Genomic DNA, 23,951 nt, shown 5'->3' on the forward strand with positions numbered 1-23,951 from the left:
GGTCCGCGTCCATCACGGGGATCCGCGGAAGGGGCATCCTGCCCCTGCCGCGGACGGCGTACATCCATGTACGCCGCCCTTCGGGTTTTTCCCCGCGATGGCCGCCGCTTCGGAAGGGAACCCGGTACGGCAACAGCAACAGCAAAGCAAAAGCAAAAGCAAAAGCAACGATTAGAGCAACAGCGACAGCGACAACAAAAGCAAATTCGAAATCGGCAACAGCAACAGCAACAGCAACAACACTAGCGACAGCAACAGCGGCGCGGACAACGCACCGCTCCAATAAGTGGCTACAGCAACGTCGCACCCGGACACTGCAACGGCGACACCCAGTGCTGACTGCCGAAACCAGCGTCCGCAAAGGCCGCCTGCACCGCCGGCGCCGCGGCCTCCGCCTCGACACGGCTGGCGAACCAGGCGAACACACTCGGACCAGCGCCGGAAATGCCCGCACCCATCGCCCCCGCCGCCAGCGCCGCCGCCTTGGCCGCGTCGAAGCCGACGATCAGCGGCGCGCGCCGCGGCTCGATCAGCACGTCGCGCAAGCCGGCGCGTACCAGCGCCTCGTCGCCGGCATGGCAACCCGCCAACACCAGCGCCAGGTTCGCGCTCTGCGCCACGAACTCGCCGAGCCGGTACTCCCCAGCCAGCGCCGCACGCGCGTGGCGCGTCTCCAGCGTCGCGTCCGGGTGCACCAGCAGGCTGTGCCAGCCGCTCGGCACCGGCACCGGCACCAGCCGCTCCAGGGTCGACAACACCAGCCCGCCCAGCAGCATCGGGCCGAGGTTGTCGCCGTGGCGGCTGCCGCTGGCCACTGCCTCGCCGTCCAGCGCGTAGCGATACAGTGCATCGCGCGATAGCGGCTCGGGCAGCAAGGCATTGGCCGCCACCAGCGCGGCCACGCACGAGGCGGCAGAGCCGCCCATGCCGGAGCTGAGCGGGATGCCCTTGTCGATCTCCAGTTCGAAGCCGAACGGCAGCGCCAACGCCTCGCGCAGCGACATCAACGCGGCACCGGCGGTGTTGCGTGCGGCCTCCAATGGCAAGGCCACGGTGGTGCCACGGATCGCGGCGATACGCACCTCCGGCGCGTCGATGCGGCGCACCGTCACCGTGTCGCCGACACCTTCCACCGCATAGCCCAGCAGGTCGAAGCCCACCGCGACGTTGGCCACCGAGGCCGGCGCGAACGCGCGCGCCTGCGTCGGCAGCGCGGCCGGGCCTGCGGCGCTCGCTGCCAGCGTCTGCATCCGGCTCACAGGCGCGCGCCCTCGCCCGCCGCGACCCGCAGCAGGTCGGCGAACACGCCGGCGGCGGTCACTTCCGGGCCGGCGCCCGGCCCCTGCACCACCAGCGGATTGTTGCAGTAGCGGCGGGTAGTGAACTGCACCACGTTGTCGGTCAGGCGCAGGTTGGCGAAGGCATGGTCGGCCGGCAGTTCCACCAGCCCCACGCTGGGCGCATGGCCCGGCGCCAGCCGCGCCACGTAGCGCAGCACGCAGCCGCGCGCCTTGGCCGTCTGCAGGCGCTGCGCGAAGACGGCATCGACTTCGTGCAGGCGCGCCATGAAGTCGTCCACGCTGGCCTGGCGCAGCGCTTCCGGCACCAGGCTTTCCACCGCCACGTCCTCCAGGCTCAGTTCGTGCCCGGCCTCGCGCGCCAGGATGACGAGTTTGCGCGCCACGTCGGTGCCGGACAGGTCGTCGCGCGGGTCCGGCTCGGTGTAGCCCATGCCGCGCGCCTCGGCCACCAGCTGCGCGAACGGCACGCTGCCGTCGTACTTGTTGAACAGCCAGGCCAGGGTGCCGGAGAAGATGCCTTCGATCGCGGTAACGGCGTCGCCGGTATCGACCAGGTCGCGCAAGGTGGTGATCACCGGCAGGCCGGCACCGACCGTGGCTTCGTAGCGGAAGCGCGCGCCGCTGGCCGCGGCCGCGGCGCGGATCGCGTGGAAGCGCGGCAGTGGCCCGGCGCCGGCCTGTTTGTTCGGCGTGACCACGTGAATGCCGGCGGCCAGCCAGCCGGCGTAGCGGTCGGCGACGTCGGCGCTGCCGCTGCAGTCGATGATCACCGCATGCGGCAGATGCGCCGACAGCAGGTGCGCGGTGAACGCGTCCAGGTCGGTCGGCTGCTGGCCGGCGGCCAGCGCCTGCCGCCAGTCGCCGGCGAAAGCGCGCGGCTCCAGGCGCATCGTGCTGCGCGAGGCCACCGCGCGCAGGCGCAGGTCGAGGTTGGCCTTGGCCAGCAGTTGCGGCTGCGCGGCGCGCAACTGGTCCAGCAGCGCCGCACCGACGTTGCCCGGCCCGATCACGCCGACCGAGAAGGTCTGCGGCGACAGCCAGAAGCCGGCATGCGCGGCGCGCAGCGCCTTGGTCGCGTGCGCGCTGTCGATGGCCACCGAGATGTTGCGCTCGGACGAGCCCTGCGCGATCGCCAGGATATTGACCTGGGCGCGGCCCAAGGACTCGAACAGGCGCGCGGCCACGCCGGGCTGCCCGGTCATGCCGTCGCCGACCGCGGCCAGCACACTGATGCCGGTGGTCAACTGCACGCGCTGCACCTGGCCCACCACCAGTTCGTGGGCGAACGCGGAGAGCACCGCGTCGCGCGCACGTTCGGCCTCGTTCTGCCGCACCACGCAGCAGATGGAATGTTCGGACGACCCTTGCGAGATCATCACCACCGACACCCGCGCGTTGCGCAGTGCGGCGAACACGCGCTCGGCGGTGCCGGGCACGCCGATCAGGCCGGTGCCTTCGAGGTTGAGCACGGCCAGGTCCGGGCTCAGGGTCAGCCCCTTGATCGGGCCGCTGGTGGCGCTGCTGGCGGTGATGCGGGTGCCCGGGTGCTCGGGCTGGAAGGTGTTGCGGATGATGATCGGCAGGCCGCGCTCGATCGCCGGCGACATGGTCTGCGGGTGCACCACCTTGGCGCCGAAATAGGCCAGTTCGCAGGCTTCGTCATAGCTGAGCGTTTCCAGTTGCACCGCTTCGGGCACCACCCGCGGGTCCGCCGAAAGCACGCCGTCGACGTCGGTCCAGATGTGCAGCTCGGCGGCGTCGAACAGCGCGGCGAAGATCGCGCCGGAGTAGTCGCTGCCGTTGCGGCCGAGGGTGGTGATGCGGCCGGCGCGGTCGCGGGCGACGAAGCCGGTGACCACGATGCGCGGCTGCGGGTGCTCCGCGCGCCATTGCGCCAGGCGCTGCGCGCTGGCGGACCAGTCCACGTCCACGCCCAGTTCGCCGCGGTCGACCACCAAGACCTCGCGCGCATCCAGCACCGCGCACTCCTCGCCCAGCGCACGCAGGTGGTCGCCCAGCAACTGCGCCGAGTACACCTCGCCCAACCCCTGCACGCGGTCCAGCACTTCCCGCGGCAGTTCGCCGATCACCGCCAGCGCGGCGAGGATCTCGGCCAGGTGCTCGAAGCGCGCGTCCAGCCATTCGACCGTGGCGCCGGCATGTTCGCCGAGCAAGGCCACGGCGGCGGCGCGATGGCGGGCACGGGTTTCGTGCCAGCGCTCGCGCCAGTCGCCGTGGCCGCGCGCGGCCAGTTCGGCCAGGCCGATCAACGCATCGGTGACGCCCTTCATCGCCGAGACGACGGTGACCTGGAGACGTTCCGGGCGCGCCAACAGCAGTTGCGCGACATGACGGTAGCGTTCGGCATCGGCCACCGAGGTGCCGCCGAACTTGTGCACGACAGTGGCGGCGGCGAGCGCGGGATCGACGGCGGAATCAGGCGAAGCGGCGACAGCAGGAGCGACGGCGGGGGGCGACATGGAAGACCTCGGAGTGGAGGCCCCGCTCGCATCAGGCTGAGGGATTCCCCCGCATCCTGATCCGGGTGCGGGGCCGTGGTGTTCGACGATCAGACGAAGACGACGGGCCGCACCGGGCGAATGGTGAGGGTGGTAATACCGGTGGTAATGCCCGCAGCAGCGCCCGCCGCGTGCCGAAGCGAGCGCGGAAGCGAGATGGCGATAGGGGCGAAGACCAGAGGCATGGACGCAAGAGGACATCATGCGCCGGGGCGCTGTCAAGCGCCTCGTGTGCGACCGCAGCATCGGCGCTGCGGCCCTGGCAAACGGTTGCAAAAGTGACTATCGCGCCAAGCCAGGAAACACCACGTTAAGGCCACCAAGCAGGGGCGCCGGGCGACACGCAACGCCCTCCAAGGAGGCCTGAGCGTCGACACGCAGCGAACGCGCGACGCCGCCGGCGCCGCGCGTTTTGCGCAACCCTTACTGCTGCTTCTGATCGGTCGGCTGCTGCTGCTGCGGATCCGGGTTGGCAGGATCCTGGGGGGTAGTCGGGCTGGTCGGAGACGTCGTGGTCGGCGGTACGCCCTGCGACGCGTCCTGGCCCTGCATCGTGCCTTGCCCGGTCGCGGTGCCGCTGGCATCGCCGCTGGTGGTGCCGGCCGGGGCGGTGCTGCCGCCTGCCGGGCTGCCGTCGGCCGCTGCGGGCGGGTTGGCCGCATTCGGATCGGTGGCCGGTTGGTCGCCGTCGCGCTTGCAGGCCGCAAGCGCAGCCAGCATCGAACCGACCAGGACCATCTTCATTGCTGTTTTCATCTCTGACTCCTGCTTCGCATAGGGGTGGGAATCGCTGCGGGCGTGCCGGCAAGCCGGCGATCACGCCAGGCCCGAGGCGATCAGGACCGCCGATGCGCGGCGGCGATCGTCCCGCCGCACGGAGTTGCGGGCGGGACGCTTGTGGCGGACGTGGCGGAGGCGACTCCGTCCTCGTCGTCCATCGGCACTGCAAAAGTAGAGTACGCGGCGCGAATCGCCGCCAAGCGCAGTGGCCGACGGACGCAGCCTACGCAGGACGATGCTCAGGCCGCGTCGGTACAAGGTGTAGAGGACGTTATTGCAGACAGATCGGACACCGCGCGATTCACCATCGCGGCCGCTGCGCAGGATGCATGGGCAGGCACCGCGATGGCCGCTGGCGGCGCCGCGGCCGCGGCGGACGGCATGCACGAAATGGTGACCCCGGCGCGATTCGAACGCACGACCTGTCCCTTAGGAGGGGACCGCTCTATCCAGCTGAGCTACGGGGCCATTGGCCTGGCGGGGATTCTACGGCATGCCCACGCGTTTTTTGCGCTCGCCAGCCGCCCCCGCCAGCGGCGGCGGCCGGATGCGTCCGGTCTGCTAAAATTGCCGGCTGCGCGTCCCGCGTCCCCCGCCTGCGGTCGCCTTCCCTGTCGCAACGAACCCAGGAGATTCCATGTCCGCTGACCTGCTCAAGGCGCTCGGCCTCGCCGCCACCAACTCCGGCACCTATCTCGGCAATGGCGAGTGGTCCAGCGCCACCGGCGCCGGCGTGCTGCAGCCGCTCAACCCGTCGAGCAACGACATCATCGCCGACGTCCAGGCCACCACCGAGCAGGACTACGAAACGGTGATCGCCCGCGCCCAGGCCGCGTTCAAGGTCTGGCGCACCACCCCGGCGCCGCGCCGCGGCGAAGCGGTGCGGCTGTGCGGCGAAGCGCTGCGCAAGCACAAGGACGCACTGGGCTCGCTGGTCGCGCTGGAAATGGGCAAGAGCAAGCCGGAAGGCGATGGCGAAGTGCAGGAGATGATCGACATCGCCGATTTCGCGGTCGGCCAGAGCCGCATGCTGTACGGCTACACCCTGCATTCGGAGCGCCCCGGCCACCGCATGTACGAGCAGTACCAGCCGCTGGGCCTGGTCGGCATCATCAGCGCGTTCAACTTCCCGGTCGCGGTGTGGAGCTGGAACGCGTTCCTGGCGGCGATCTGCGGCGACATCTGCATCTGGAAGCCGTCCAACAAGACCCCGCTGACCGCGATCGCGTCGATGAAGATCTGCAACGAGGCGCTGCGCGACGCCGGTTTCCCGGACATCTTCTTCCTGATCAACGACGCCGGCGTGGCCCTGTCCGAGCGCCTGGTCGAGGACACCCGCATCCCGCTGATCAGCTTCACCGGCTCCACCCAGGTCGGCCGCGTCGTCGCCGAGAAGTGCGCGCGCCGGCTGGGCCGCTGCCTGCTGGAGCTGGGCGGCAACAACGCGATCATCCTCGACGAGAGCGCCGACCTGAAGCTGGCGGTGCCCGGCATCGTGTTCGGCGCGGTCGGCACCGCCGGCCAGCGCTGCACCACCACGCGCCGGCTGATCGTGCACGAATCGATCTACGACACCGTGCTGGCCACCCTGGTCAAGGCCTACAAGCAGGTCGAAGGCAAGATCGGCGACCCCACCGACCCGGCCAACCTGATGGGCCCGCTGAACAGCCGCGGCGCGGTCGAGCAGTTCCTGGACTCGATCGCCAAGGCCAAGGCCGCCGGCGGCACCATCGAGACCGGCGGCACCGCGCTGGACCGCCCGGGCAACTTCGTGCTGCCGGCCATCGTCACCGGCCTGAAGAACAGCGATGAAGTGGTCCAGCACGAAACCTTCGCGCCGATCCTGTACGTGATGAAGTACAGCACCCTGGAGGAGGCCATCGACATGCAGAACGGCGTGCCGCAGGGCCTGTCCTCGTCGATCTTCACCCAGAATCTGAAGGCGGCGGAGAAGTTCCTGTCCGCGGCCGGCAGCGACTGCGGCATCGCCAACGTCAACATCGGCACCTCCGGCGCCGAGATCGGCGGCGCCTTCGGCGGCGAGAAGGATACCGGCGGCGGCCGCGAGTCCGGCTCGGACGCGTGGAAGGTGTACATGCGCCGGCAGACCAACACGATCAACTACTCCGATTCGCTGCCGCTGGCGCAGGGCATCAAGTTCGATCTGTAACGCGGCGAACGCGGCGGCCCGCACCCTGCGGCCGCCGCCCCTTTCCTTCTGCAAGGAGCGACAGCGATGAGTCAGGTGCGCGAGACCAATTCCCTGGCGGTGGTCAGCCTGGTCGCCGGGATCCTCGGCTGGACCCTGATGCCGGTACTGGGCAGCCTCGGCGCGATCATCACCGGGCATCTGGCCCGGGCGGAGATCCGCCGCCAGCCGCAGCGCTTCCAGGGCGATGGCCTGGCGGTGGGCGGGCTGATCCTGGGCTGGGCCGCGGTGGTGCTGGCCGTGCTGGCGGTACTGGCCTTCGTGCTGTTCTTCGGCGGGCTGGCCTGGTTCGCCAGCACCCAGTCGTGAGCCGGGACGCCGCCGCGCCGCGGGAACGCTTCAGCGACCGCGTCGCCGATTACGTGCGCTACCGCCCCAGCTATCCGGCGGCGCTGCTGGACTGGGTGCACGGCGAGCTGGGCGTGGCGCGCGATGCGCTGGTCGCCGACATCGGCGCCGGCACCGGCATCTCCACGCGCCTGTTCCTGCAGGCCGGGCATCCGACCCTGGCCGTGGAGCCGAACGCGGCGATGCGCGAGGCCGCAGTGGCGCTGCTGCAGGACCTGCCGGGCTTCCGCGCCATCGACGGCAGCGCCGAGGCCACCACCCTGGCCGATGCCAGCGTGGACCTGGTCAGCGCCGCGCAGGCCTTCCACTGGTTCGACCTGGAGGCGGTGCGTCGCGAATGGTCACGCGTGCTGCGTCCGGGCGGGTTGGCGCTGGTGTACTGGAACTCGCGCCTGCTCGACGCCACGCCGTTCCTGGAAGACTACGAGCAGTTGCTGCTGGAGTACGGCACCGACTACAGCGCGGTGGCCGAGCGCTACCACGACGATGCCACCATGCAGCGCTGGTTCGGCGCCGGCCTGCGCGGCACCGCGCAGTTCCCCAACGCGCAGCGCATGGACTTCGAGGCGCTGCGCGGACGCCTGCTGTCGTCCTCCTACGCGCCGCTGCCCGGCCACCCGCGGCATGCGCCGATGCTGGACGCGTTGCGCGCGCTGTTCGACCGGCACCAGCGCGACGGCGTCGTCGCGTTCCATTACCGCACCCGCGCCTTCGCCGGGACGCTGAACTGAGCCACGCCATGTACTCCCTCGCCCGACCGTTCCTGTTCGCCTTCAACGCCGAGCGCGCGCATGCCCTGGGCCTGCGCGCGATCGAGCTGGCCTACCGCACCGGCACCAATCCGCTGCTGGCGCGCACGATCGCGCCGATGCCCACGCGCGCCTTCGGTCTGGACTTCCCCAACCCGGTCGGGCTGGCTGCTGGCATGGACAAGAACGGCGAGCACATCGACGCGCTGCTGGCGCTGGGCTTCGGCTTCGTCGAGATCGGCACGGTCACCCCGCGCGCGCAGGCCGGCAATCCGCAGCCGCGCATGTTCCGCCTGCCGCGGCAGCAGGCGGTGATCAATCGCATGGGCTTCAACAACCTGGGCGTGGATGCGCTGGTGCGCAACGTCGAGCGCGCGCGGCGCCGGCGCGGCCTGCTCGGCATCAACATCGGCAAGAACAAGGACACCCCGAACGAGGACGCCGCGTCCGACTACCTGCATTGCCTGGAAAAGGTCTATGCGCTGTCCGACTACGTCACCGTCAACATCTCCTCGCCCAACACCGCCGGCCTGCGCGAGCTGCAGGAGGAACAGGCGCTGCGGCAGCTGATCGCGCGCCTGCGCGAGGCGCAGGAAGCGCTGGCGGCGCGCCACGGCAAGCGCGTGCCGATGCTGGTCAAGGTGGCGCCGGACCTGAGCGACAGCGACATCGACGCGGCGGCGCGGGTGCTGTCGGACCTGCAGGTGGACGGGGTGATCGCCACCAACACCACCGTCGCCCGCCCCGGCCTGGAACACGAACCGCTGGGGGGCGAAAGCGGCGGCCTGTCCGGCGCGCCGCTGCTGGGCCAGTCCACCCTGGTGCTGCGCCGGCTGCGCGCGCGCCTGCCCGAGAGCATCCCGCTGATCGGCGTCGGCGGCATCCTCTCCGGTGCCGATGCGGTGGCGAAGATGGCCGCCGGGGCCGCCCTGGTGCAGTGCTACAGCGGGCTGGTGTTCCGCGGGCCGGAACTGATCGGCGAGTGCGTGGAGGCGATGCGCCGGCGCCGCGAAGCGCCCAGCCGCGGGGACGTGGTCGTCCCATGAGCACGACGGCCTGGTCGCTCACCGCGCAGGCGCCGCTGCAGGCGCTCAACACCTTCCACGTCGCCGCGCAGGCGCCGTGGCTGCTGCAGATCTTCGCGCCCGAGGCGCTGCCCGAGGCGCTGCTGGCGCCGGAGCTGGCCGGCGCCGCGCTGCTGCCGCTGGGCAGCGGCAGCAACATGCTGTTCGCCGGCGATGCGCCGGGCGTGGTGCTGTGCTTCTCCAACCGCAGCATCGACACCCTGGAGCATCGCGCCGACTACGCCATCGTCCGCGCCGGCGCTGGCGTGGGCTGGCACGAGCTGGTGATGTGGTCGCTGGCGCAGGGCCTGTCCGGCCTGGAGAATCTGGCGCTGATCCCCGGCACGGTCGGCGCCGCGCCGATCCAGAACATCGGCGCCTACGGCGCGCAGATGGGCGAGTTCGTGCACGTGGTCGAGGCCTACGACCGCGCCGACGCACGCTTCGTGCGGCTGGACGCGACCGCCTGCGAGTTCGGCTACCGCGACAGCCTGTTCAAGCGCCAGCCCGACCGCTACCTGATCGCCGCAGTGGAGTTCAACCTGCCGCGGCTGCATGCGCTGCGCCTGGACTACGCCGGCATCGGCGAGGAACTGCAGGCGATGGGCATCGCCACCCCCGGTGCGCCGGACGTGGCCCAGGCGGTGATCAACATCCGCCGACGCAAGCTGCCCGACCCGGACGTGCTCGGCAACGCCGGCAGCTTCTTCAAGAATCCGCTGCTGCCGCTGGAACAGGCGCTGGCGCTGCAGCACGAGTACCCGGCGTTGCCGGTATTTCCCGGCGACGACGACAGCCAGCGCAAGCTGTCGGCGGCGTGGCTGATCGAGGCCTGCGGCTGGAAAGGCTACCGCGACGGCGACGCCGGCGTGTCCGCCGCGCACGCGCTGGTGCTGGTCAACCACGGCCAGGCCAGCGGTGCCGAGCTGCTGGAACTGGCGCGGCGCATCACCGCTTCGGTGAGCGAGCGCTTCGGCGTCATCCTGGAGCCGGAGCCGCGCATCGTCGGCGCACAGTGGTAGCCGCGCCCACGCCGCTGCGCGCGGCGCTGCTGATGTCAGAGCGTGTTATGCCCTTCGAGCCGAGATGCGTTGGTCGTCCGCGGTGCGGAGATGGTGTCGCGTGGTGCGGCCTTGGCTGGCGCCAAGGCAAACCGCGCGGCGCCGGCTCCGCGCCGCGGACGGCCAACCCGTAGGGAAGCGGCCTGTGGCACGCCGAGACTGCGTTGCGCGCCTTGCCCAGGCGGCTAGCCTGGGCCACGGCGCACGCCTTGTCTCAACGCGCCACAGTCCGCTTCGCACTCGGCTCGAAGGGCATAACACGCTCTACCAGCACCATGGCCTTCGGACTGATGGTGGTCGCGATCCGGCTGGCGTCGGCGCAGCTGTCCACGCTGCAGATCGCCTTCTTCCGCAACCTGTTCGGCCTGCTGTTCCTGTTGCCGATGCTGCTGCGGCCGGGCCGGCCACTGCCACGCACCGCGCAACTGCCGCGTTACCTGCTGCGCACCGCGATCGGCCTGGTGTCGATGCTCGCCGGGTTCTGGGCGATCGGGCATCTGCCGCTGTCGCAGGCGATCGCACTGTCCTACTCCACCCCGCTGTTCGCGACCCTGGCCGCCGCCCTGTGGCTGGGCGAGACGGTGCGCCTGCGGCGCTGGCTGGCGGTGCTGTGCGGCTTCGTCGGGGTGCTGCTGATCGTGCGCCCCGGCGCCGCCGCGTTCAGCCCCAGCACCCTGGTGGCGGTACTGGCCGCGGTGATGAGCGCCCTGGTCGCGATCCAGATCAAGCAACTGGCGCGGGTCGACGCCGCCAACACGGTGGTGTTCTACACCTACGCGTTCTGGGTGCCGATGTCGCTGCTGCCGGCGCTGTTCGTGTGGCGCTGGCCGCACGGCATCGACTGGCTGTGGCTGCTGGCCACCGGCCTGTTCGGCACCCTCGGCCAGTTGCTGTGGACGCATGCGCTGCGCCTCGGCGAAGTCTCCGCACTGACCCCGATCAGCTTCACCCAACTGCCGCTGGTGGCGCTGTTCGGCTGGTGACTGTTCGACGAGACGCCGGACGGCGGCACCGTGCTGGGCGCGCTGGTGATCCTCGGCGCCAACGCCTACATCGCCCACCGCGAGGCGATGCTGGCACGGCGTGCGGCGCGCGCCGGGGCCGGCACGCCGCCGACCCTGGACGCCTAGTGGTGCGCATGACGCCGCGTCGCACCGCGGCGTCCCGACGATCGCCGACACAGGCACAGCGCGCGGTCGCCGCACGCGACCGATGCCGCTACCATCCTCGCGCACTCGACACGGCGGCAAGCGACGCACGATGAAGACGATCGGCATGATCGGCGGCATGAGCTGGGAATCCACCCTGCCCTATTACCGGCACATCAACGAGACGGTGCGCGCACAACGGGGCGGACTGCATTCGGCCAAGCTGCTGCTGCACAGCGTGGACTTCCACGAGATCGCGCAGTACCAGCGCGACGGGGACTGGGACGCGGCCGGTGCCGTGCTGGCGGCCTCGGCGCGCGCGCTGCAGGCCGGCGGCGCCGATTTCCTGGTGCTGTGCACCAACACCATGCACTGCGTGGCCGACGCGATCGCCGCCGCGGTCCCGTTGCCGCTGCTGCACATCGCCGATGCCACCGCCGATGCGTTGCAGGCCGCCGGCATCGTCCGCGTCGGCCTGCTCGGCACGCGCTTCACCATGGAGCAGGCGTTCTACCGCGAACGGCTGCAACGGCGCGGCTTCGACGTGCTGATCCCGGATGCGCCGGCGCGCGAGGACGTGCACCGCATCATCTACGAGGAACTGTGCCAGGGCGTGGTGCAGGCGCCGTCGCGGCTGCGCTACCGCGAGGTGATCGCAGGACTGCAGGCGCAAGGCGCGGAGGCGGTGATCCTGGGCTGCACCGAGATCGGATTGCTGGTCGGCCCTGCCGACGCGGCGGTGCCGCTGTTCGACACCACCGCGCTGCACGCGCGTGCCGCCGCCCTGTACAGCCTGGCCTAGCGATGCGCAGCCAGGCCGCACATGCCGCCGCCATCGGCCCGCGCCGCGCCGCCAGCGTGCCGCGCGGCTGGGCGCCGTTCCGGCTGAGCGCCCTGCTGGTGCTGGCGTTGCTGCTGTGGCCGGCGCTCGGCCGCTGCGCCGTCGCCATTCCGCCCTACACGCCGAACGTGGTCGACCCCGCCGGCACGCTCAGTGCGGACGACACCGAGCGGATCAACGCGGCACTGCAGCGCCTGCGCGAGCGCCAGCACATCTGGGGCGCGGTCTACATCGTGCCGTCGCTGCAGGACGAACCGATCGAGCGCCTGGCCGAGCGCGCCTTCCGCACCTGGCGGCTCGGCCGGCAAGGCAGCGACAACGGCCTGCTGCTGGTGCTGGCGATGCAGGACCGGCGTTCGCGCTTCGAAGTCGGCTACGGCCTGGAGGGTGCGCTGCCCGACGTGGTCGCCCGGCACGCGCTGGACGATTACCTGGCGCCGCGCTTGCGCCAGGGCGACACCGCCGACGCGATCGTCGCCGCGTTCGACTTCATGGGCCGCGCCGCCGCGCAGGATCCCGCCGCCGTCGCCGAACTGGCGCAAGCGGCCGACGACGGCATGCACTGGCAGCGCGGCGCCATCGCCTGGGCGGGCCTGCTGGTGCTGGTGTGGCTGCTGCTACCGCTGCGCCAGGCCTGGACCGGTTATCTGCGCAGGGGTCTGCTGCGGCGGCATCCGCGCCTGTCGGACAAGCCCGAGGAGCTGGTTCAGGACACCGCACGCGGCGGTTTCTGGGCGTGGTTCATCCGCCTGTTCCTGAGCGCCAACCCCGGCATCTTCGTGGTGCTGCTGTCGGCCAGGTCGATGACGATGACGGTGATCTTCCTGGCGCTGGAACTGCTGATCCTGGTGTTGACCCTGGCCATCGCCGCGCAGCGCTACCGCTCGCCGCAGCGCTACAGCCGCTTCCTGCAGGCGCTCGCACGGCGGCGCAATGCGCTGATCCGCAAGGGCCATATCGCCGAGACCGCGCCCGGCGTGTTCGCCTACACCGCCAGCTACCATGCCGCTCAAGCCGCCAGGGAACGCGCCGCGGCCGAGTCCGCGGCATCGTCCTCATCCTCGTCGTCCTCCAGTTCCAGCAGCGACTCCTCCTCCGGCGGCGGCAGTTCCGGCGGCGGCGGCGCCAGTTCGAGCTGGTAGCGGGAGACTGCAGCGAACGCTCGAACAACATCAGCAGAGGAAATACTTTTCCCGTTTTACAAATAGTGAGTGGGCCGCTTTGCACTTACATAAAGCGCTGCCCGCACCATGAGGCGGAAGAAATCAATTCTCTCCATTGGACGGACGTTCGCGAACAGCAGCTTCGAACCTTTCAGGCTGAGGATTGCCATGCGCGAGCCAGTCACATCCGAAAACCGCCATTTGCGCCCTACCCAACTCTTCTGCAGTGGCCCCAACAAAGCCGCTTCCCGGCAAACCCGACTCCTGCTGTACGACTATCGCTGTGAGCGGGGGCAGCTGATTTAGCAAGCAATACGACTGAATAGGCTCAAGTAGCTGACCGAGACCCGCGCGATGTGCGCCCGTGAGTGCGGCCAACTGGGAGTAGGTCAAAGACTGGCGATGGCGTGCCGCCCACGCCAGCACTGCCCAAATCTGACACGCTCGCTCGGATCTGGTCATGTGTTCATCCTTCGCAGGTTTTGGAGGCGACGGCACAGCGAGCGCCAGCAGTGTGGATTGGCGCGTACTGGAAATCATGCCAATGCGCGCCGCGCGCGCCAGCGCGGCCGGCGCTCGCCGCGGAACAGCAGCAGGTACAGCCCCACCACCCACACCAGCGCCGCGCTCCAGCCGCCGAGGATGTCCGAGGGGTAATGCACGCCCAGGTAGACCCGCGACACGCCGACCAGCAGGGTGAAGCTGCCGGCCAGCCACAGCACCGGCCAGCGCCAGCGGGTACGCCAGCTCAGCGCGATCAGCACCGCCGCCAGGGTCATCGAGCCCATCGCGTGGCCGCTGGGAAAACTGAAGGTGTGGTGTTCCGGCGCGATCGACTCCCACAGGCTGGGCCGGTCGCGCTGGAAGAACTGCTTGGCGCCCATGTTCAGCAGCGCCGAGCCAATGAAGGACAACGCGGCGAACAGCGCCTCGCGCCAGCGGCGCAGGCCCAGCAGCACCAGCACGATCAGCGTGTCCAGCGGGATCACGCCGTACTGATAGCCGGCCTCGGTGACCACGGTGAAGAAGCGGTCCCAACCCGGGCTGGTCAGGCCGCGCATGCTCCACAGCAGCGGCTCGTCGAAATACAGGTCTTCCAGCGCATGCACTTCGTCGGCGAGGGCCACGAACACGCCCAATGGCAGCAGGACGCCGGCGAACAGCAGCACCACGCGCCAGGCATTGAGCCGCAGCCAGCGGCGCAGGCCGGCCGCTTCGGCGGCGGACTCACCCGGTGCGGCGGACATAGGTGCGTTCGACGTACTCGTCGATCAACGCCACGAACTCGTGGGCGATGTTCTCGCCACGCAGGGTCACCTTCTTCTCGCCGTCGATGAACACCGGCGCGGCCGGCGCTTCGCCGGTGCCCGGCAGCGAGATGCCGATGTTGGCGTGGCGCGACTCGCCCGGCCCGTTGACCACGCAGCCCATCACCGCCAGGGTCATGCTCTCGGCGCCGGGATGGGTCACCTTCCACTCCGGCATCTTCGCGCGGACGTGGTTCTGCACCACCTTGGCCAGCTCCTGGAAGAACTCGGAGGTGGTGCGGCCGCAGCCCGGGCAGGCGGTGACCAGCGGGGTAAAGGCACGCTGGCCGGTGGTCTGCAGCAGTTCCTGGGCGACGATCACTTCCTGCGTGCGCGACTGCCCCGGCTCCGGGGTCAGCGAGATGCGGATGGTGTCGCCGATGCCTTCCTGCAGCAGCACGGCCAACGCCGCGCTGGAGGCGACGATGCCCTTGCTGCCGATGCCGGCCTCGGTCAGGCCCAGGTGCAGGGCGAAATCCGAACGCTGCGCCAGGTCGCGGTACACCGCGATCAACTCCTGCACGCCGCTGACCTTGCAGCTGAGCACGATGCGGTCGCGGCCCAGGCCCAGCTCCACCGCGCGCTCGGCCGAGTCCAGCGCCGAGCGGATCAGCGCCTCGCGCAGCACCCGGCCGGCATCCCACGGCACTTCGCGCCGCGAGTTCTCGTCCATCAGCTGCGCCGCCAGCGCCTGGTCCAGCGAACCCCAGTTGGCGCCGATGCGCACCGGCTTGTCGTATTTCAGCGCGAACTCGATCAGCTGCGCGAACTGGCTGTCCTTCTTCTTGCCGAAGCCGACGTTGCCGGGATTGATCCGGTACTTGGCCAGCGCCTCGGCACAGGCGGGCTCCGCCGCCAGCAGTTGGTGGCCGTTGTAGTGGAAGTCGCCGATCAGTGGCACCTCGATGCCCATCATCCGCAGCTTGTCGACGATGCGCGGGATCGCCGCGGCCGACTCGGGATTGTTGACGGTCAGGCGCACCAGTTCCGAGCCGGCGCGCCACAATTCGGCCACCTGCTTGACCGAGGAGGCGACGTCGGCGGTGTCGGTATTGGTCATCGACTGCACCACCACCGGCTTGCCGCCGCCCATGGTGACGCCGCCGATGCGGACCGGCTGGGTGAGACGGCGCGCCCAGGGCGCGGCATCGGCGGGAGGCGTGGGGCGGCTGACGGCATCGTACATGCGCCCATTTTAGCCTGCGCGGCCGCTCCTGCCGCACGCGCCGGCACCGCCGATTCAGCCAGGCGGCACCGCTGCGACGGTTTGTCGCAGGCAGCCCCCGGGTCCAGCGCATACGATGCGCAGCATGGATTCCACCGACGCCTCCTTCCTGCGCACCCTGTGCAGCCTGCGCTGGCTGGCCACCGCCGGCCAGGCCGCGACGATCCTGGTGGCGACCTGGCCGCTGCAGTTGCCGCTGCCGCAGGCGCCATTGTGGGCCGGCGTGGCGGTGCTGGCGCTGTTCAACCTGTACGCGCAGCTGCGCCTGCGCCATGCCGACTCGGCCGCGCCGGCCACCGCCTTCGGCCACATCCTGGTCGACGTGACCGTGCTGACCTGGATGGTCGGCTGGAGCGGCGGCATCGGCAACGCCTTCGGCTCGCTGTTCCTGGTGCTGATCGCGCTGGCGGTGCTGGCCCTGCCGCTGCGCTGGGCGCTGGCGGTGGCGCTGGCCTGCGTGGCCGGCTATGCGGTCAGCGCGCTGTTCGGCCTGCCGCTGCCGCACGGCCCCTACCAGGCGCTGGACCTGCAGCGCTGGGGCATGGCCGCCAACTTCCTGCTGTCCACGGTGGTGGTGCTGGTGTTCTCCACCCGCCTGGCGATGGCCATGCGCGAACGCGAACGCGAGCTGGCGCTGCTGCGGGAGCGCTTCACCCGCAACGAGGGCATCGTCGCCCTGGCCACCCATGCCGCGTCGGTGGCGCACGAGCTGAACACACCGTTGGCGACGATGACCCTGCTCACCGACGACATCGCCGAACAGAGTACCCAGCCGGAGTTGCGCGAGGACCTGGACACCCTGCGCGAACTGCTGGTGCAGTGCCGCGAACGGGTGCTGGCGCTGGCCGCACCGGCGCAGCGCGCCGGCGGGCAGACGGTGTCGCTGGCGCAGGTACTGCACCAGTGGCAACTGGTGCGGCCGACCGTGCGGCTGCGCCGCAACGACGACGCGCCGCTGCAGTTGCGGATGGAAAGCGCCATCGGCCATCTGCTGCAGGTCTTGCTGAACAACGCCGCCGACGCCGGCGAACGCGCCGGCCACCCGCAGGTGGACCTGAACGTGCGGGTCACCGGCAGCGAACTGGTCGGCGAGGTGCGCGACTACGGCGGCGGCTTCGACGCCAACCAGGTCGGCCTGCCGGCCACTCTGTTCCGCAGCGGCAAGCCCGAGAGCATGGGCGTGGGCCTGGCGCTGTCGCATGCGACCATCGAACGCCTGGGCGGCGAGTTGTGGACCGAGCCGGCGCCGGACCACGGCGCCCGGGTCGGCTTCCGCCTGCCGCTGCTCGCCCTGGAGACCTCCGCATGAACACCGACACCCCGCTGGGCCTGCTGGTCGACGACGATCCGCTGTACCTGCGCACCCTGCAGCGCACCCTCGCCCGCCGCGGCCTGGAGACGCGCACCGCCGACAGCGCCGCCGCAGCACTGGCGCTGGCCGCCGAGGCGCCGCCGGACTACGCGCTGATCGACCTCAAGCTCGGCGATGAATCCGGCCTGGCGCTGATCCAGCCGCTGCGCGCGATCCGCGCCGACATGCGCATCCTGCTGGTCACCGGCTACGCCAGCATCGCCACCGCGGTGGAGGCGATCAAGCTCGGCGCCGACGACTACCTGCCCAAGCCGGCGACCGTGCCGATGATCCTGCGCGCGATCGGCCTGGAAGCCGAGGAAGAGGAGGACGAGGATGGCAGCGACGTGCCGGACGCGATGACCCCGCTCAGCCGCCTGCAGTGGGAGCACATCCAGCAGGCCATGCACGAGACCGGCGGCAACGTCTCCGCGGCCGCGCGCCTGCTCGGCATGCACCGCCGCTCGCTGCAGCGCAAGCTGGCCAAGCGGCCCAGCCCGCAGCGCGATCCGCCACGCTGAGGCGGACGGCGCGGCGGTGGCCTGAACTGCCTTCCGGCCGGCGCTCAAGTCCCCTGGTACCGGGCCGATAACCCGGCATGCTGAAGTCTCCCCCACCCGCCTTGCTGGACGAGCCGCAACGGCTCAGCGCCCTGCGCCAGCTGTGTCTGCTGGACACGCCGGCCGACCAGGTCTTCGATCTGGTCACACAGTTGGCGTCCCGCTACCTGCGGGTGCCGATCGCGCTGGTCTCGCTGATCGACGAACAGCGCCAGTGGTTCAAGTCCCGGGTCGGCCTGGAGGTTCCGCAGACACCGCGCAGCCAGGCGTTCTGCGCCTACGCGATCCACAGCCCGGAACTGATGGTGGTGCCCGATGCCCGCCAGGATCCGCGTTTCCGCGACAACCCACTGGTCACCGGCCCGCCGTTCATCCGCTTCTACGCCGGCGCGCCGCTGCTGATGGCCGATGGCGCCAGCCTGGGTACGCTGTGCGTGATCGACAGCGAGCCGCGCCACGAGTTCGACGAGGTGGCGCGCCGCACCCTGCAGGACCTGCGCGACCTGCTGATGGTGCGCATCGACACCCTGCGCAACAGCGGCTTCGTCGATGCGCTGACCGGCCTGCCCAACCGTAGCCGCTTCAACGACGACCTGACCATGTGGCTGTCGCTGCAGACCGCCGACCACCACGACACCGCAGTGGCGATCGACGTGTGCGGCATCGACTATTTCCGCGACATGGTCAAGGCGCTGGGCTGGGAGTACGCCGAGGGCTACCTGCTAGCCACCCGCGACCGCCTGCGCAAGGCGCTGGGCAACCTGCCGCTGTACCGCATCGACACCACCACCTTCGTGTTCATCATGGAAGGCAGCGACACGGCGCATCTGGAGTACTGGTGCGAGCACCTCTGCGACGCCTTCGCCGCGGCGATCGACCACCAGGGCATTCCGCATGCGGCCAGCCCCTCGCTGGGCGCGGTGCGTCTGGACGGGGCGCTGAGCGCCAATCACACGGTGCGCTCGCTGACCACCGCGGTGGACATGGCGCGCCAGCGTGGGCAGCGCTGGAGCCTGTACGAGCGCAACCATGACGCCAACCAGCGCAATGCGTTCCGGATCCTGGCCGCCTTGCCCGAAGCGCTGGAGGCGCGCGGCCAGCTGAGCCTGCACTACCAGCCACGGGTGAGCCTGCGCAGCGGCGAATGCGTGGGCGTGGAAGCGCTGCTGCGCTGGCAGCATCCGCTGCTGGGCACGGTGGCGCCGAACGACTTCATCCCGCTGGCGGAAAAGACCGCACTGATGAGCCGCATCACCGCCTGGGTGCTGCGCGCCGGCATCGCCCAGGCGGCGCTGTGGCAGCAGCGCGGCTATACCTTCAGCGTGTCGCTGAACGTGTCGGCGGTGGACCTGGAACAGGCCGACTTCATCGCCCGGCTGCAGGCGCTGCTGCAGCAGCATGCGCTGGCGCCCGGCGCGTTGGAGATCGAATTCACCGAGAGCGCGATGATCCGCGATCCGCAGCGGGTGGCCGAACAGCTGCAGCAGATCAGCGCGCTCGGGGTGAAGATCGCCATCGACGACTTCGGCACCGGCTACAGCAACCTCGGCTATCTCAAGAACATCCCGGCCAGCGCGCTGAAGATCGACCAGTCGTTCATCCGCGCCCTGCCCGGCAGCCGCAGCGACGGCATGCTGGTGCCGTCGATGATCCATCTCGGCCACGACTTCGGCCAACAGGTGGTGGCCGAGGGCATCGAGAGCGCAACCGTGTACCGGATGCTGCGCGACTGGGGCTGCGACGAAGGCCAGGGCTACTGGATCGCGCGGCCGATGCCGGCCGACGCGCTCGACGCCTGGCTGGCCGAGCCGTGGCAGGGCGACGACGCCTGAGCGTGCCGCGCCACGGCCCGCCCGTGGCTCACCAGAACACCGCGTACAACGCCACCAGGATCGCGATCACCGCCGCGGCGCCGAGCTTGAAGCCCAGCGTGGTGCCGTAGCGCACGTCGTCGGTGCGGATCAGGTCGCGCGCCGGCGCCTGCGGGGTCAGCAGCGACACCAGCACCGCCGCCACCAGCGACAGCACGAACACCAGCCCGATGCGGTCCATGAACGGCAGTTCCGGCCACAGCTTCTTCAGCGCGAACGACAGCAGCACCGAGCCGATCGCCGCGGTCAGCGCGCCGGCCTCGTTGGCGCGCTTCCAGAACAGGCCGAGCATGAAGATCACCACCACGCCCGGAGTGAAGAAGCCGGTGAATTCCTGGATGAACTGGAAGCCCTGGTCGAAATTGCCCAGCAGCGGCCGCGCGGTGAGGATGCCGATCAGCACCGAGGTTACCGCGGCCACGCGGCCGACTCGCACCAGCTGCGGCTGGTCGGCCTGCGGGCGGAACTTGGCGTAGAAGTCCAGGGTGAAGATGGTCGCCACCGAATTGATCTTGGATGCCAGCGAGGCCACGATCGCCGCCACCAGCGCGGCGAACACCAGGCCGAGGATGCCGCTGGGCAGCAGCTGCATCATGGTCGGATAGGCCTGGTCGGGCTTGGCCAGGTCCGGCGCCAGCACCACCGCGGCGATGCCCGGCACCACCACAACCACCGGCATCAGCAGCTTCAGGAACGCGGCGAACACCATGCCCTTCTGCGCCTCGCCGATGTTCTTGGCCGCCAGCGCGCGCTGGATGATGTACTGGTTGAAGCCCCAGTAGCTGATGTTCATCACCCACAGGCCGCCGAGCAGCACGCTCAGGCCCGGCAGGTCCTTGTAGAACGGGTTGTCCCTGGACAGGATCATGTGGAAGTGCTCGGGGTGCGCGTTCCACAGGTGGCGGAAGCCGGCGAGCACGCCGGCGCCGTCGCCGATCCGCGACAGGGTCAGTCCGGCGACCAGCAGGCCGCCCAGCACCAGCAGGGTGACCTGGACGATGTCGGTCAGCGCCACCGCCTTCAGTCCGCCGTACAGCTGGTAGACCAGCGCGAACACGCCGATCAGCGCCAGCGCCAGGGTCTGGTCCATGCCGGTGACCTGGCTCACCGCGATCGAGCCCAGCCACAGGATCGAGGTCAGGTTGACGAACACGTACAGCAGCAGCCAGAACACCGCCATCAGCGTGCGGATCCACTTGCCGTAGCGCTGCTCCAGGAACTGCGGCATGGTGTAGATGCCGTTGCGCAGGAAGATCGGCAGGAAGAACTTGCCGACGATCAGCAGGGTCAGCGCCGCCATCCACTCGTAGGAGGCGATCGCCAGGCCGATCGCGTAACCGGAACCGGCCATGCCGATGATCTGCTCGGCGGAAATGTTCGCCGCGATCAGCGAGGCGCCGATCGCCCACCACGGCAGGGTCTTGCTGGCCAGAAAGTAGTCCTCGGCACTCTTGCGGTGCCCGGCCTTCTCCCGCGAGACCCATTGCGCGAGCAGGAAGATGCCCGCCAGGTAGACCACCACGATCGCCACATCCAACGTCGCCAACCCCACTGCCTTCTCCTACGGGCCGCAGCCCTGTCGCACCGTTGTCCATGACGCCGCCCGCGTGGGCGGCGCCGCTCGTTCAAGAAAACCGTTCGCCGCCGCTCAGTGCAGCGGGCAGTCGACCACGCTCTGCGCGTCATTGCTGCTACCCAGCGCGATCCGCGACAGCGACAGATCCAGCGCGCCGTCGCTCTCGATCAGCGGCAGGCGCTCGAGCCGGGTCAGGTCGGCGCCGGCCACCGCGAAGCACTTCAGCGGCACACCGAGGGTGCGCCACTCGCCCTTGGGCAGCGCGGTCAGCGCCTTGCCGAGGTCCAGCCGCGCGCCGCAGTCGTGGCCGCAGGCCACGCCGATGCGGGCGGCGGCGCCGGGCGCCGCATCCACCTTGACGGTCAGGATCAATTGCACGTCGCCATTGCTCTCGCGCGACACGTCTAGCGGCTTGGGCAACACCAGCGCCAACCCGGACTTGCCGCTGCCGGACCAGACGAAGCGTCGCGCATCCTCCTGCGCCTTGTGGTCGATCGCGGTGACCTTCAGCGAGCCGTCGGCCAGTGCCGCCGGGAAGGTCGCCGCCGGCAGATTGGCCTGCGTGCCGCCGAACAGGATCAGATTGATGCCCGCCGCCGGCTTGCCGCGGTCCAGGTACACCCCACCCACCGCCTGCGCGCCGGACACGCCCGACACCTCGGACAAGCGGCTCAGATCGCCCTTGTCCTCGTAGGTGAGGCCGTAGCCGAAAGCGAACTGCGGGCTGTAGTTCTTCTGCCCGACGTTGTTGGCGAACTGCACCGCGGTGCGCGGCCAGGAGAAGCTCAGCTTGCCGTGGAAGTCGTACTGCACGCTGCCGTCCGCCTTGCGCAGCAGCACGTCGGCGATGCCGGCGCCTTCCGAACCCGGCAACCAGGCCGCGACGAAGGCGTCGGCGGCGTTGATCTCGCGGTTCACCCACAGCGGCCGCCCGCTCAGGAATACCGCCACCACCGGAATGCCCTGGGCCTTGAGCGACTTGATGAGTTCCAGGTCGCTGTCGTCGCCGGGCTTGTACAGCAGCGTGGCGATGTCGCCCTGGAACTCGGCGTAGGGATGCTCGCCGAACACCACCACCGCCACGTCCGGCTTGGTCGCGAACTTGCCGTCCACCGCCAGCTCGGCGCTGCCGCCGGCGGCGCCGACTTGCTGCTGCAGGCCTTCCCAGATGGTGGTGCCGTTGGGGTAGTCGGCGCGCTTGGTGCCGGTGCCCTGCCAGTTGAGGGTCCAGCCGCCGGCCTGCTTGCCCATGTCGTTGGCGCCGTCGCCGGCCACCAGCAGCTTGAGCTGCGGCTTCAGCGGCAACAGCTGCCCCTGGTTCTTCAGCAGCACCAGCGATTCGCGCACCGCCTGCCGCGCCACCGCGCGGTGTTCGGGCGCACCGAGCAGCTCGAACTTGCCGCCGAGCGGACGCTGCGACGGCTTGCCGGCCTCGAACAGGCCCAGGCGCAGCTTGACTCGCAGGATGCGCCGCACCGCATCGTCCAGCCGCGCCATCGGGATCTGCCCCGACTTCACCGCCTTCAGCGCGTTCTCGTAGACGCCCTTCCAGCTGTCCGGGGCCATCAGCATGTCCACGCCGGCGTTGAACGCGGCCGGGCAATCGTCGTTGCGGCAGCCGGGCACCTGGCCGTGGCCGTTCCAGTCGCCGACCACGAAGCCGCCGAAATGCATCTGCCCCTTCAGCACGTCGGTCAGCATGACCGTGTTGCCGTGCATCTTGACCCCGTTGACGCTGTTGAACGAGGCCATCACCGTCTGCGCCCCCGCGGCGATCGCCGGCGGATAGCCGGCGCCGTGGATGTCGCGCAGCTGCTGCTCGCTGATCCGGGTATCGCCCTGGTCCTTGCCGTCGGTGGTGCCGCCATCGCCGAGGAAGTGCTTGACCGAGGAGATCACGTGCGACCCGTCCAGGAAACCCGACGTGCCGGGCACGCCCTGCAGCCCCTCGACCACCTTGCCGGCGTAGCTGGCCACCACCTCGGGCGACTCGGAATAGCCTTCGTAGGTGCGGCCCCAGCGGTCGTCCTGCGGCACCGCCACGGTCGGGGCGAAGGTCCACTCCATGCCGGTGGTACGCGTCTCGGCGGCAGTGATCTCGCCGATCTTGCGCATCAGTTCCGGGTCGCGGGTCGCGCCCAGGCCGATGTTGTGCGGGAACAGCGTGGCGCCGACGATGTTGCTCTGCCCGTGCACCGCGTCGATGCCGAAGATGATCGGGATCGCAGGTCCGGCACCGTCGGTCTGCATCGACGCCGTGTAGTAGGCATCGGCCAGCGCCAGCCACTGCGCCGGGCTGGCATCGTACTTGCCACCGGGATCGGAATTGCCGCCGGCCAGCACCGAGCCGATGTGGTACTTGCGCACGTCCTCCGGGGTCATGCTGCCGATGTCGCCCTGTACGGTCTGCCCGACCTTCTGCTCCACCGACATCTGCGCCATCAGCTTGGTGATGCGCGCCTCCAGCGCCGGATCCTCCTTCAACGGCCAGGCCGGCGACGGCCACCGGTCCGGATGGATCGGCGGCGGCGGCGCGGCCGCCGGTGCGACCGGCACGGAGCGACCGGGAACGGCGGCGGCCAACGCCAGCAGGCCAAGCGCAGCGGCCGCGGCCAGCGCCGTGCGAAACGGCGCGCGCGCGCCAGCGGTCTGTGTGTGCAAGAGACTCCCTCCCAGGAACGGCGAACGCATGCCATGTCGCGGCCGGACCGCACACGCCGAGGTGCGGCCGGCGCCTACGCTTCCCGAATCGCCCCAAGCCTGTCAACCGCGACGCGAGGTATGCCTCGACGCCGCACGGATATCGACTGACGCTATAGCGATGGAATACCGGGTTTGCTTGGGGTGACTGGCATGGACTTGTTTTGCTTCACCAGCA

The 23,951-nt window shown here is 70.0% G+C and carries 17 protein-coding genes, 1 tRNA gene and 1 pseudogene; 11 read left to right on the forward strand and 8 right to left on the reverse strand.

What is annotated here, in order from left to right:
• Positions 1 to 290: 290 nt before the first annotated feature.
• The 4 genes from ACHWVH_RS01570 to ACHWVH_RS01585 all read right to left on the reverse strand — a co-directional run bounded on the left by ACHWVH_RS01570 (position 291) and on the right by ACHWVH_RS01585 (position 5,068).
• Positions 291 to 1,250, reverse strand: coding sequence for a homoserine kinase (locus ACHWVH_RS01570; protein WP_394686540.1), 960 nt, complete (start codon positions 1,248 to 1,250; stop codon positions 291 to 293).
• Positions 1,251 to 1,255: 5 nt separating this feature from the next.
• A complete protein-coding gene (gene thrA, locus ACHWVH_RS01575; protein ID WP_394686541.1) occupies positions 1,256 to 3,781 on the reverse strand; it encodes a bifunctional aspartate kinase/homoserine dehydrogenase I in 2,526 nt (841 codons plus the stop codon).
• 462 nt (positions 3,782 to 4,243) lie between these two features.
• Positions 4,244 to 4,576: a hypothetical protein gene (locus tag ACHWVH_RS01580; protein ID WP_295937247.1), complete on the reverse strand. Its 333-nt coding sequence runs from the start codon at positions 4,574 to 4,576 to the stop codon at positions 4,244 to 4,246.
• Between the two features lie 415 nt (positions 4,577 to 4,991).
• Positions 4,992 to 5,068, reverse strand: a tRNA-Arg gene (locus tag ACHWVH_RS01585).
• A 169-nt stretch (positions 5,069 to 5,237) separates the two neighbouring features.
• On the opposite strand from ACHWVH_RS01585, the gene ACHWVH_RS01590 reads away from it, so the two are divergent.
• The 8 genes and pseudogenes from ACHWVH_RS01590 to ACHWVH_RS01625 all read left to right on the forward strand — a co-directional run bounded on the left by ACHWVH_RS01590 (position 5,238) and on the right by ACHWVH_RS01625 (position 13,162).
• A complete protein-coding gene (locus tag ACHWVH_RS01590; RefSeq protein ID WP_394686542.1) occupies positions 5,238 to 6,770 on the forward strand; it encodes an aldehyde dehydrogenase family protein in 1,533 nt (510 codons plus the stop codon).
• Between the two features lie 66 nt (positions 6,771 to 6,836).
• Positions 6,837 to 7,118 carry a DUF4190 domain-containing protein gene (locus tag ACHWVH_RS01595; RefSeq protein WP_017913403.1) on the forward strand — a complete coding sequence of 94 codons (282 nt, stop codon included), beginning with the start codon at positions 6,837 to 6,839 and terminating at the stop codon, positions 7,116 to 7,118.
• A complete protein-coding gene (locus tag ACHWVH_RS01600) occupies positions 7,115 to 7,888 on the forward strand; it encodes a class I SAM-dependent methyltransferase (RefSeq protein ID WP_394686543.1) in 774 nt (257 codons plus the stop codon). The genes ACHWVH_RS01595 and ACHWVH_RS01600 overlap by 4 nt, the downstream gene beginning before the upstream one ends.
• Before the next feature lie 8 nt (positions 7,889 to 7,896).
• Positions 7,897 to 8,952, forward strand: a complete 1,056-nt coding sequence (locus ACHWVH_RS01605) for a quinone-dependent dihydroorotate dehydrogenase (RefSeq protein WP_295926101.1) — start codon at positions 7,897 to 7,899, stop codon at positions 8,950 to 8,952.
• Positions 8,949 to 9,992, forward strand: coding sequence for a UDP-N-acetylmuramate dehydrogenase (gene murB, locus ACHWVH_RS01610; protein WP_295926098.1), 1,044 nt, complete (start codon positions 8,949 to 8,951; stop codon positions 9,990 to 9,992). The genes ACHWVH_RS01605 and murB overlap by 4 nt, the downstream gene beginning before the upstream one ends.
• A gap of 314 nt (positions 9,993 to 10,306) precedes the next feature.
• Positions 10,307 to 11,161, forward strand: a pseudogene (locus ACHWVH_RS01615) (DMT family transporter).
• Between the two features lie 82 nt (positions 11,162 to 11,243).
• A complete protein-coding gene (locus tag ACHWVH_RS01620) occupies positions 11,244 to 11,981 on the forward strand; it encodes an aspartate/glutamate racemase family protein (RefSeq protein ID WP_394686544.1) in 738 nt (245 codons plus the stop codon).
• Positions 11,982 to 11,983: 2 nt separating this feature from the next.
• The gene (locus ACHWVH_RS01625; protein ID WP_394686545.1) at positions 11,984 to 13,162 is read left to right on the forward strand and encodes a TPM domain-containing protein; all 1,179 of its coding nucleotides are present in this window, start codon (positions 11,984 to 11,986) and stop codon (positions 13,160 to 13,162) included.
• Between the two features lie 557 nt (positions 13,163 to 13,719).
• On the opposite strand, the gene ACHWVH_RS01630 is transcribed toward ACHWVH_RS01625, so the two are convergent.
• Positions 13,720 to 14,430, reverse strand: coding sequence for a phosphatase PAP2 family protein (locus ACHWVH_RS01630; protein ID WP_017915921.1), 711 nt, complete (start codon positions 14,428 to 14,430; stop codon positions 13,720 to 13,722).
• Positions 14,411 to 15,676, reverse strand: coding sequence for a flavodoxin-dependent (E)-4-hydroxy-3-methylbut-2-enyl-diphosphate synthase (gene ispG, locus ACHWVH_RS01635; RefSeq protein ID WP_267104907.1), 1,266 nt, complete (start codon positions 15,674 to 15,676; stop codon positions 14,411 to 14,413). The genes ACHWVH_RS01630 and ispG overlap by 20 nt, the downstream gene beginning before the upstream one ends.
• 124 nt (positions 15,677 to 15,800) lie before the next feature.
• Here ispG and ACHWVH_RS01640 point away from each other — a divergent pair, with 124 nt between their 5' ends.
• From ACHWVH_RS01640 to ACHWVH_RS01650, 3 genes are all read left to right on the forward strand, one after another.
• Positions 15,801 to 17,024 carry an ATP-binding protein gene (locus ACHWVH_RS01640; RefSeq protein ID WP_043091040.1) on the forward strand — a complete coding sequence of 408 codons (1,224 nt, stop codon included), beginning with the start codon at positions 15,801 to 15,803 and terminating at the stop codon, positions 17,022 to 17,024.
• On the forward strand, positions 17,021 to 17,587 hold the full coding sequence (locus tag ACHWVH_RS01645; RefSeq protein ID WP_160958516.1) for a response regulator transcription factor: 567 nt from the start codon (positions 17,021 to 17,023) through the stop codon (positions 17,585 to 17,587). Before ACHWVH_RS01640 ends, ACHWVH_RS01645 begins: the two co-directional genes overlap by 4 nt.
• Before the next feature lie 77 nt (positions 17,588 to 17,664).
• Positions 17,665 to 19,458: a bifunctional diguanylate cyclase/phosphodiesterase gene (locus ACHWVH_RS01650; RefSeq protein ID WP_267094016.1), complete on the forward strand. Its 1,794-nt coding sequence runs from the start codon at positions 17,665 to 17,667 to the stop codon at positions 19,456 to 19,458.
• 28 nt (positions 19,459 to 19,486) lie between these two features.
• Here the strand turns inward: ACHWVH_RS01650 and ACHWVH_RS01655 are convergent, their stop codons facing one another.
• Both ACHWVH_RS01655 and ACHWVH_RS01660 read right to left on the reverse strand, forming a co-directional pair.
• Positions 19,487 to 21,049: a sodium/sugar symporter gene (locus tag ACHWVH_RS01655; protein WP_295921155.1), complete on the reverse strand. Its 1,563-nt coding sequence runs from the start codon at positions 21,047 to 21,049 to the stop codon at positions 19,487 to 19,489.
• 96 nt (positions 21,050 to 21,145) lie between these two features.
• Positions 21,146 to 23,734, reverse strand: a complete 2,589-nt coding sequence (locus ACHWVH_RS01660; RefSeq protein ID WP_318526795.1) for an exo 1,3/1,4-beta-D-glucan glucohydrolase — start codon at positions 23,732 to 23,734, stop codon at positions 21,146 to 21,148.
• Positions 23,735 to 23,951: the final 217 nt, after the last annotated feature.

Source organism: uncultured Xanthomonas sp. (assembly GCF_964278005.1).
In the GTDB taxonomy this organism is placed as follows: domain Bacteria; phylum Pseudomonadota; class Gammaproteobacteria; order Xanthomonadales; family Xanthomonadaceae; genus Xanthomonas_A; species Xanthomonas_A sontii.

What these genes read in the sequence shown, in the direction of transcription:
- ACHWVH_RS01640 (WP_043091040.1), top strand. Translation starts at nt 15,801, where the DNA reads ATGGATTCCACCGACGCCTCCTTCCTGCGCACCCTGTGCAGCCTGCGC.
- ACHWVH_RS01605 (WP_295926101.1), top strand. Translation starts at nt 7,897, where the DNA reads ATGTACTCCCTCGCCCGACCGTTCCTGTTCGCCTTCAACGCCGAGCGC.
- ACHWVH_RS01570 (WP_394686540.1), bottom strand. Translation starts at nt 1,250, where the DNA reads ATGCAGACGCTGGCAGCGAGCGCCGCAGGCCCGGCCGCGCTGCCGACG.
- ACHWVH_RS01625 (WP_394686545.1), top strand. Translation starts at nt 11,984, where the DNA reads ATGCGCAGCCAGGCCGCACATGCCGCCGCCATCGGCCCGCGCCGCGCC.
- murB (WP_295926098.1), top strand. Translation starts at nt 8,949, where the DNA reads ATGAGCACGACGGCCTGGTCGCTCACCGCGCAGGCGCCGCTGCAGGCG.
- ACHWVH_RS01590 (WP_394686542.1), top strand. Translation starts at nt 5,238, where the DNA reads ATGTCCGCTGACCTGCTCAAGGCGCTCGGCCTCGCCGCCACCAACTCC.
- ACHWVH_RS01630 (WP_017915921.1), bottom strand. Translation starts at nt 14,430, where the DNA reads ATGTCCGCCGCACCGGGTGAGTCCGCCGCCGAAGCGGCCGGCCTGCGC.
- ACHWVH_RS01620 (WP_394686544.1), top strand. Translation starts at nt 11,244, where the DNA reads ATGCCGCTACCATCCTCGCGCACTCGACACGGCGGCAAGCGACGCACG.
- ACHWVH_RS01645 (WP_160958516.1), top strand. Translation starts at nt 17,021, where the DNA reads ATGAACACCGACACCCCGCTGGGCCTGCTGGTCGACGACGATCCGCTG.
- ACHWVH_RS01595 (WP_017913403.1), top strand. Translation starts at nt 6,837, where the DNA reads ATGAGTCAGGTGCGCGAGACCAATTCCCTGGCGGTGGTCAGCCTGGTC.
- thrA (WP_394686541.1), bottom strand. Translation starts at nt 3,781, where the DNA reads ATGTCGCCCCCCGCCGTCGCTCCTGCTGTCGCCGCTTCGCCTGATTCC.
- ACHWVH_RS01650 (WP_267094016.1), top strand. Translation starts at nt 17,665, where the DNA reads ATGCTGAAGTCTCCCCCACCCGCCTTGCTGGACGAGCCGCAACGGCTC.
- ispG (WP_267104907.1), bottom strand. Translation starts at nt 15,676, where the DNA reads ATGTACGATGCCGTCAGCCGCCCCACGCCTCCCGCCGATGCCGCGCCC.
- ACHWVH_RS01580 (WP_295937247.1), bottom strand. Translation starts at nt 4,576, where the DNA reads ATGAAAACAGCAATGAAGATGGTCCTGGTCGGTTCGATGCTGGCTGCG.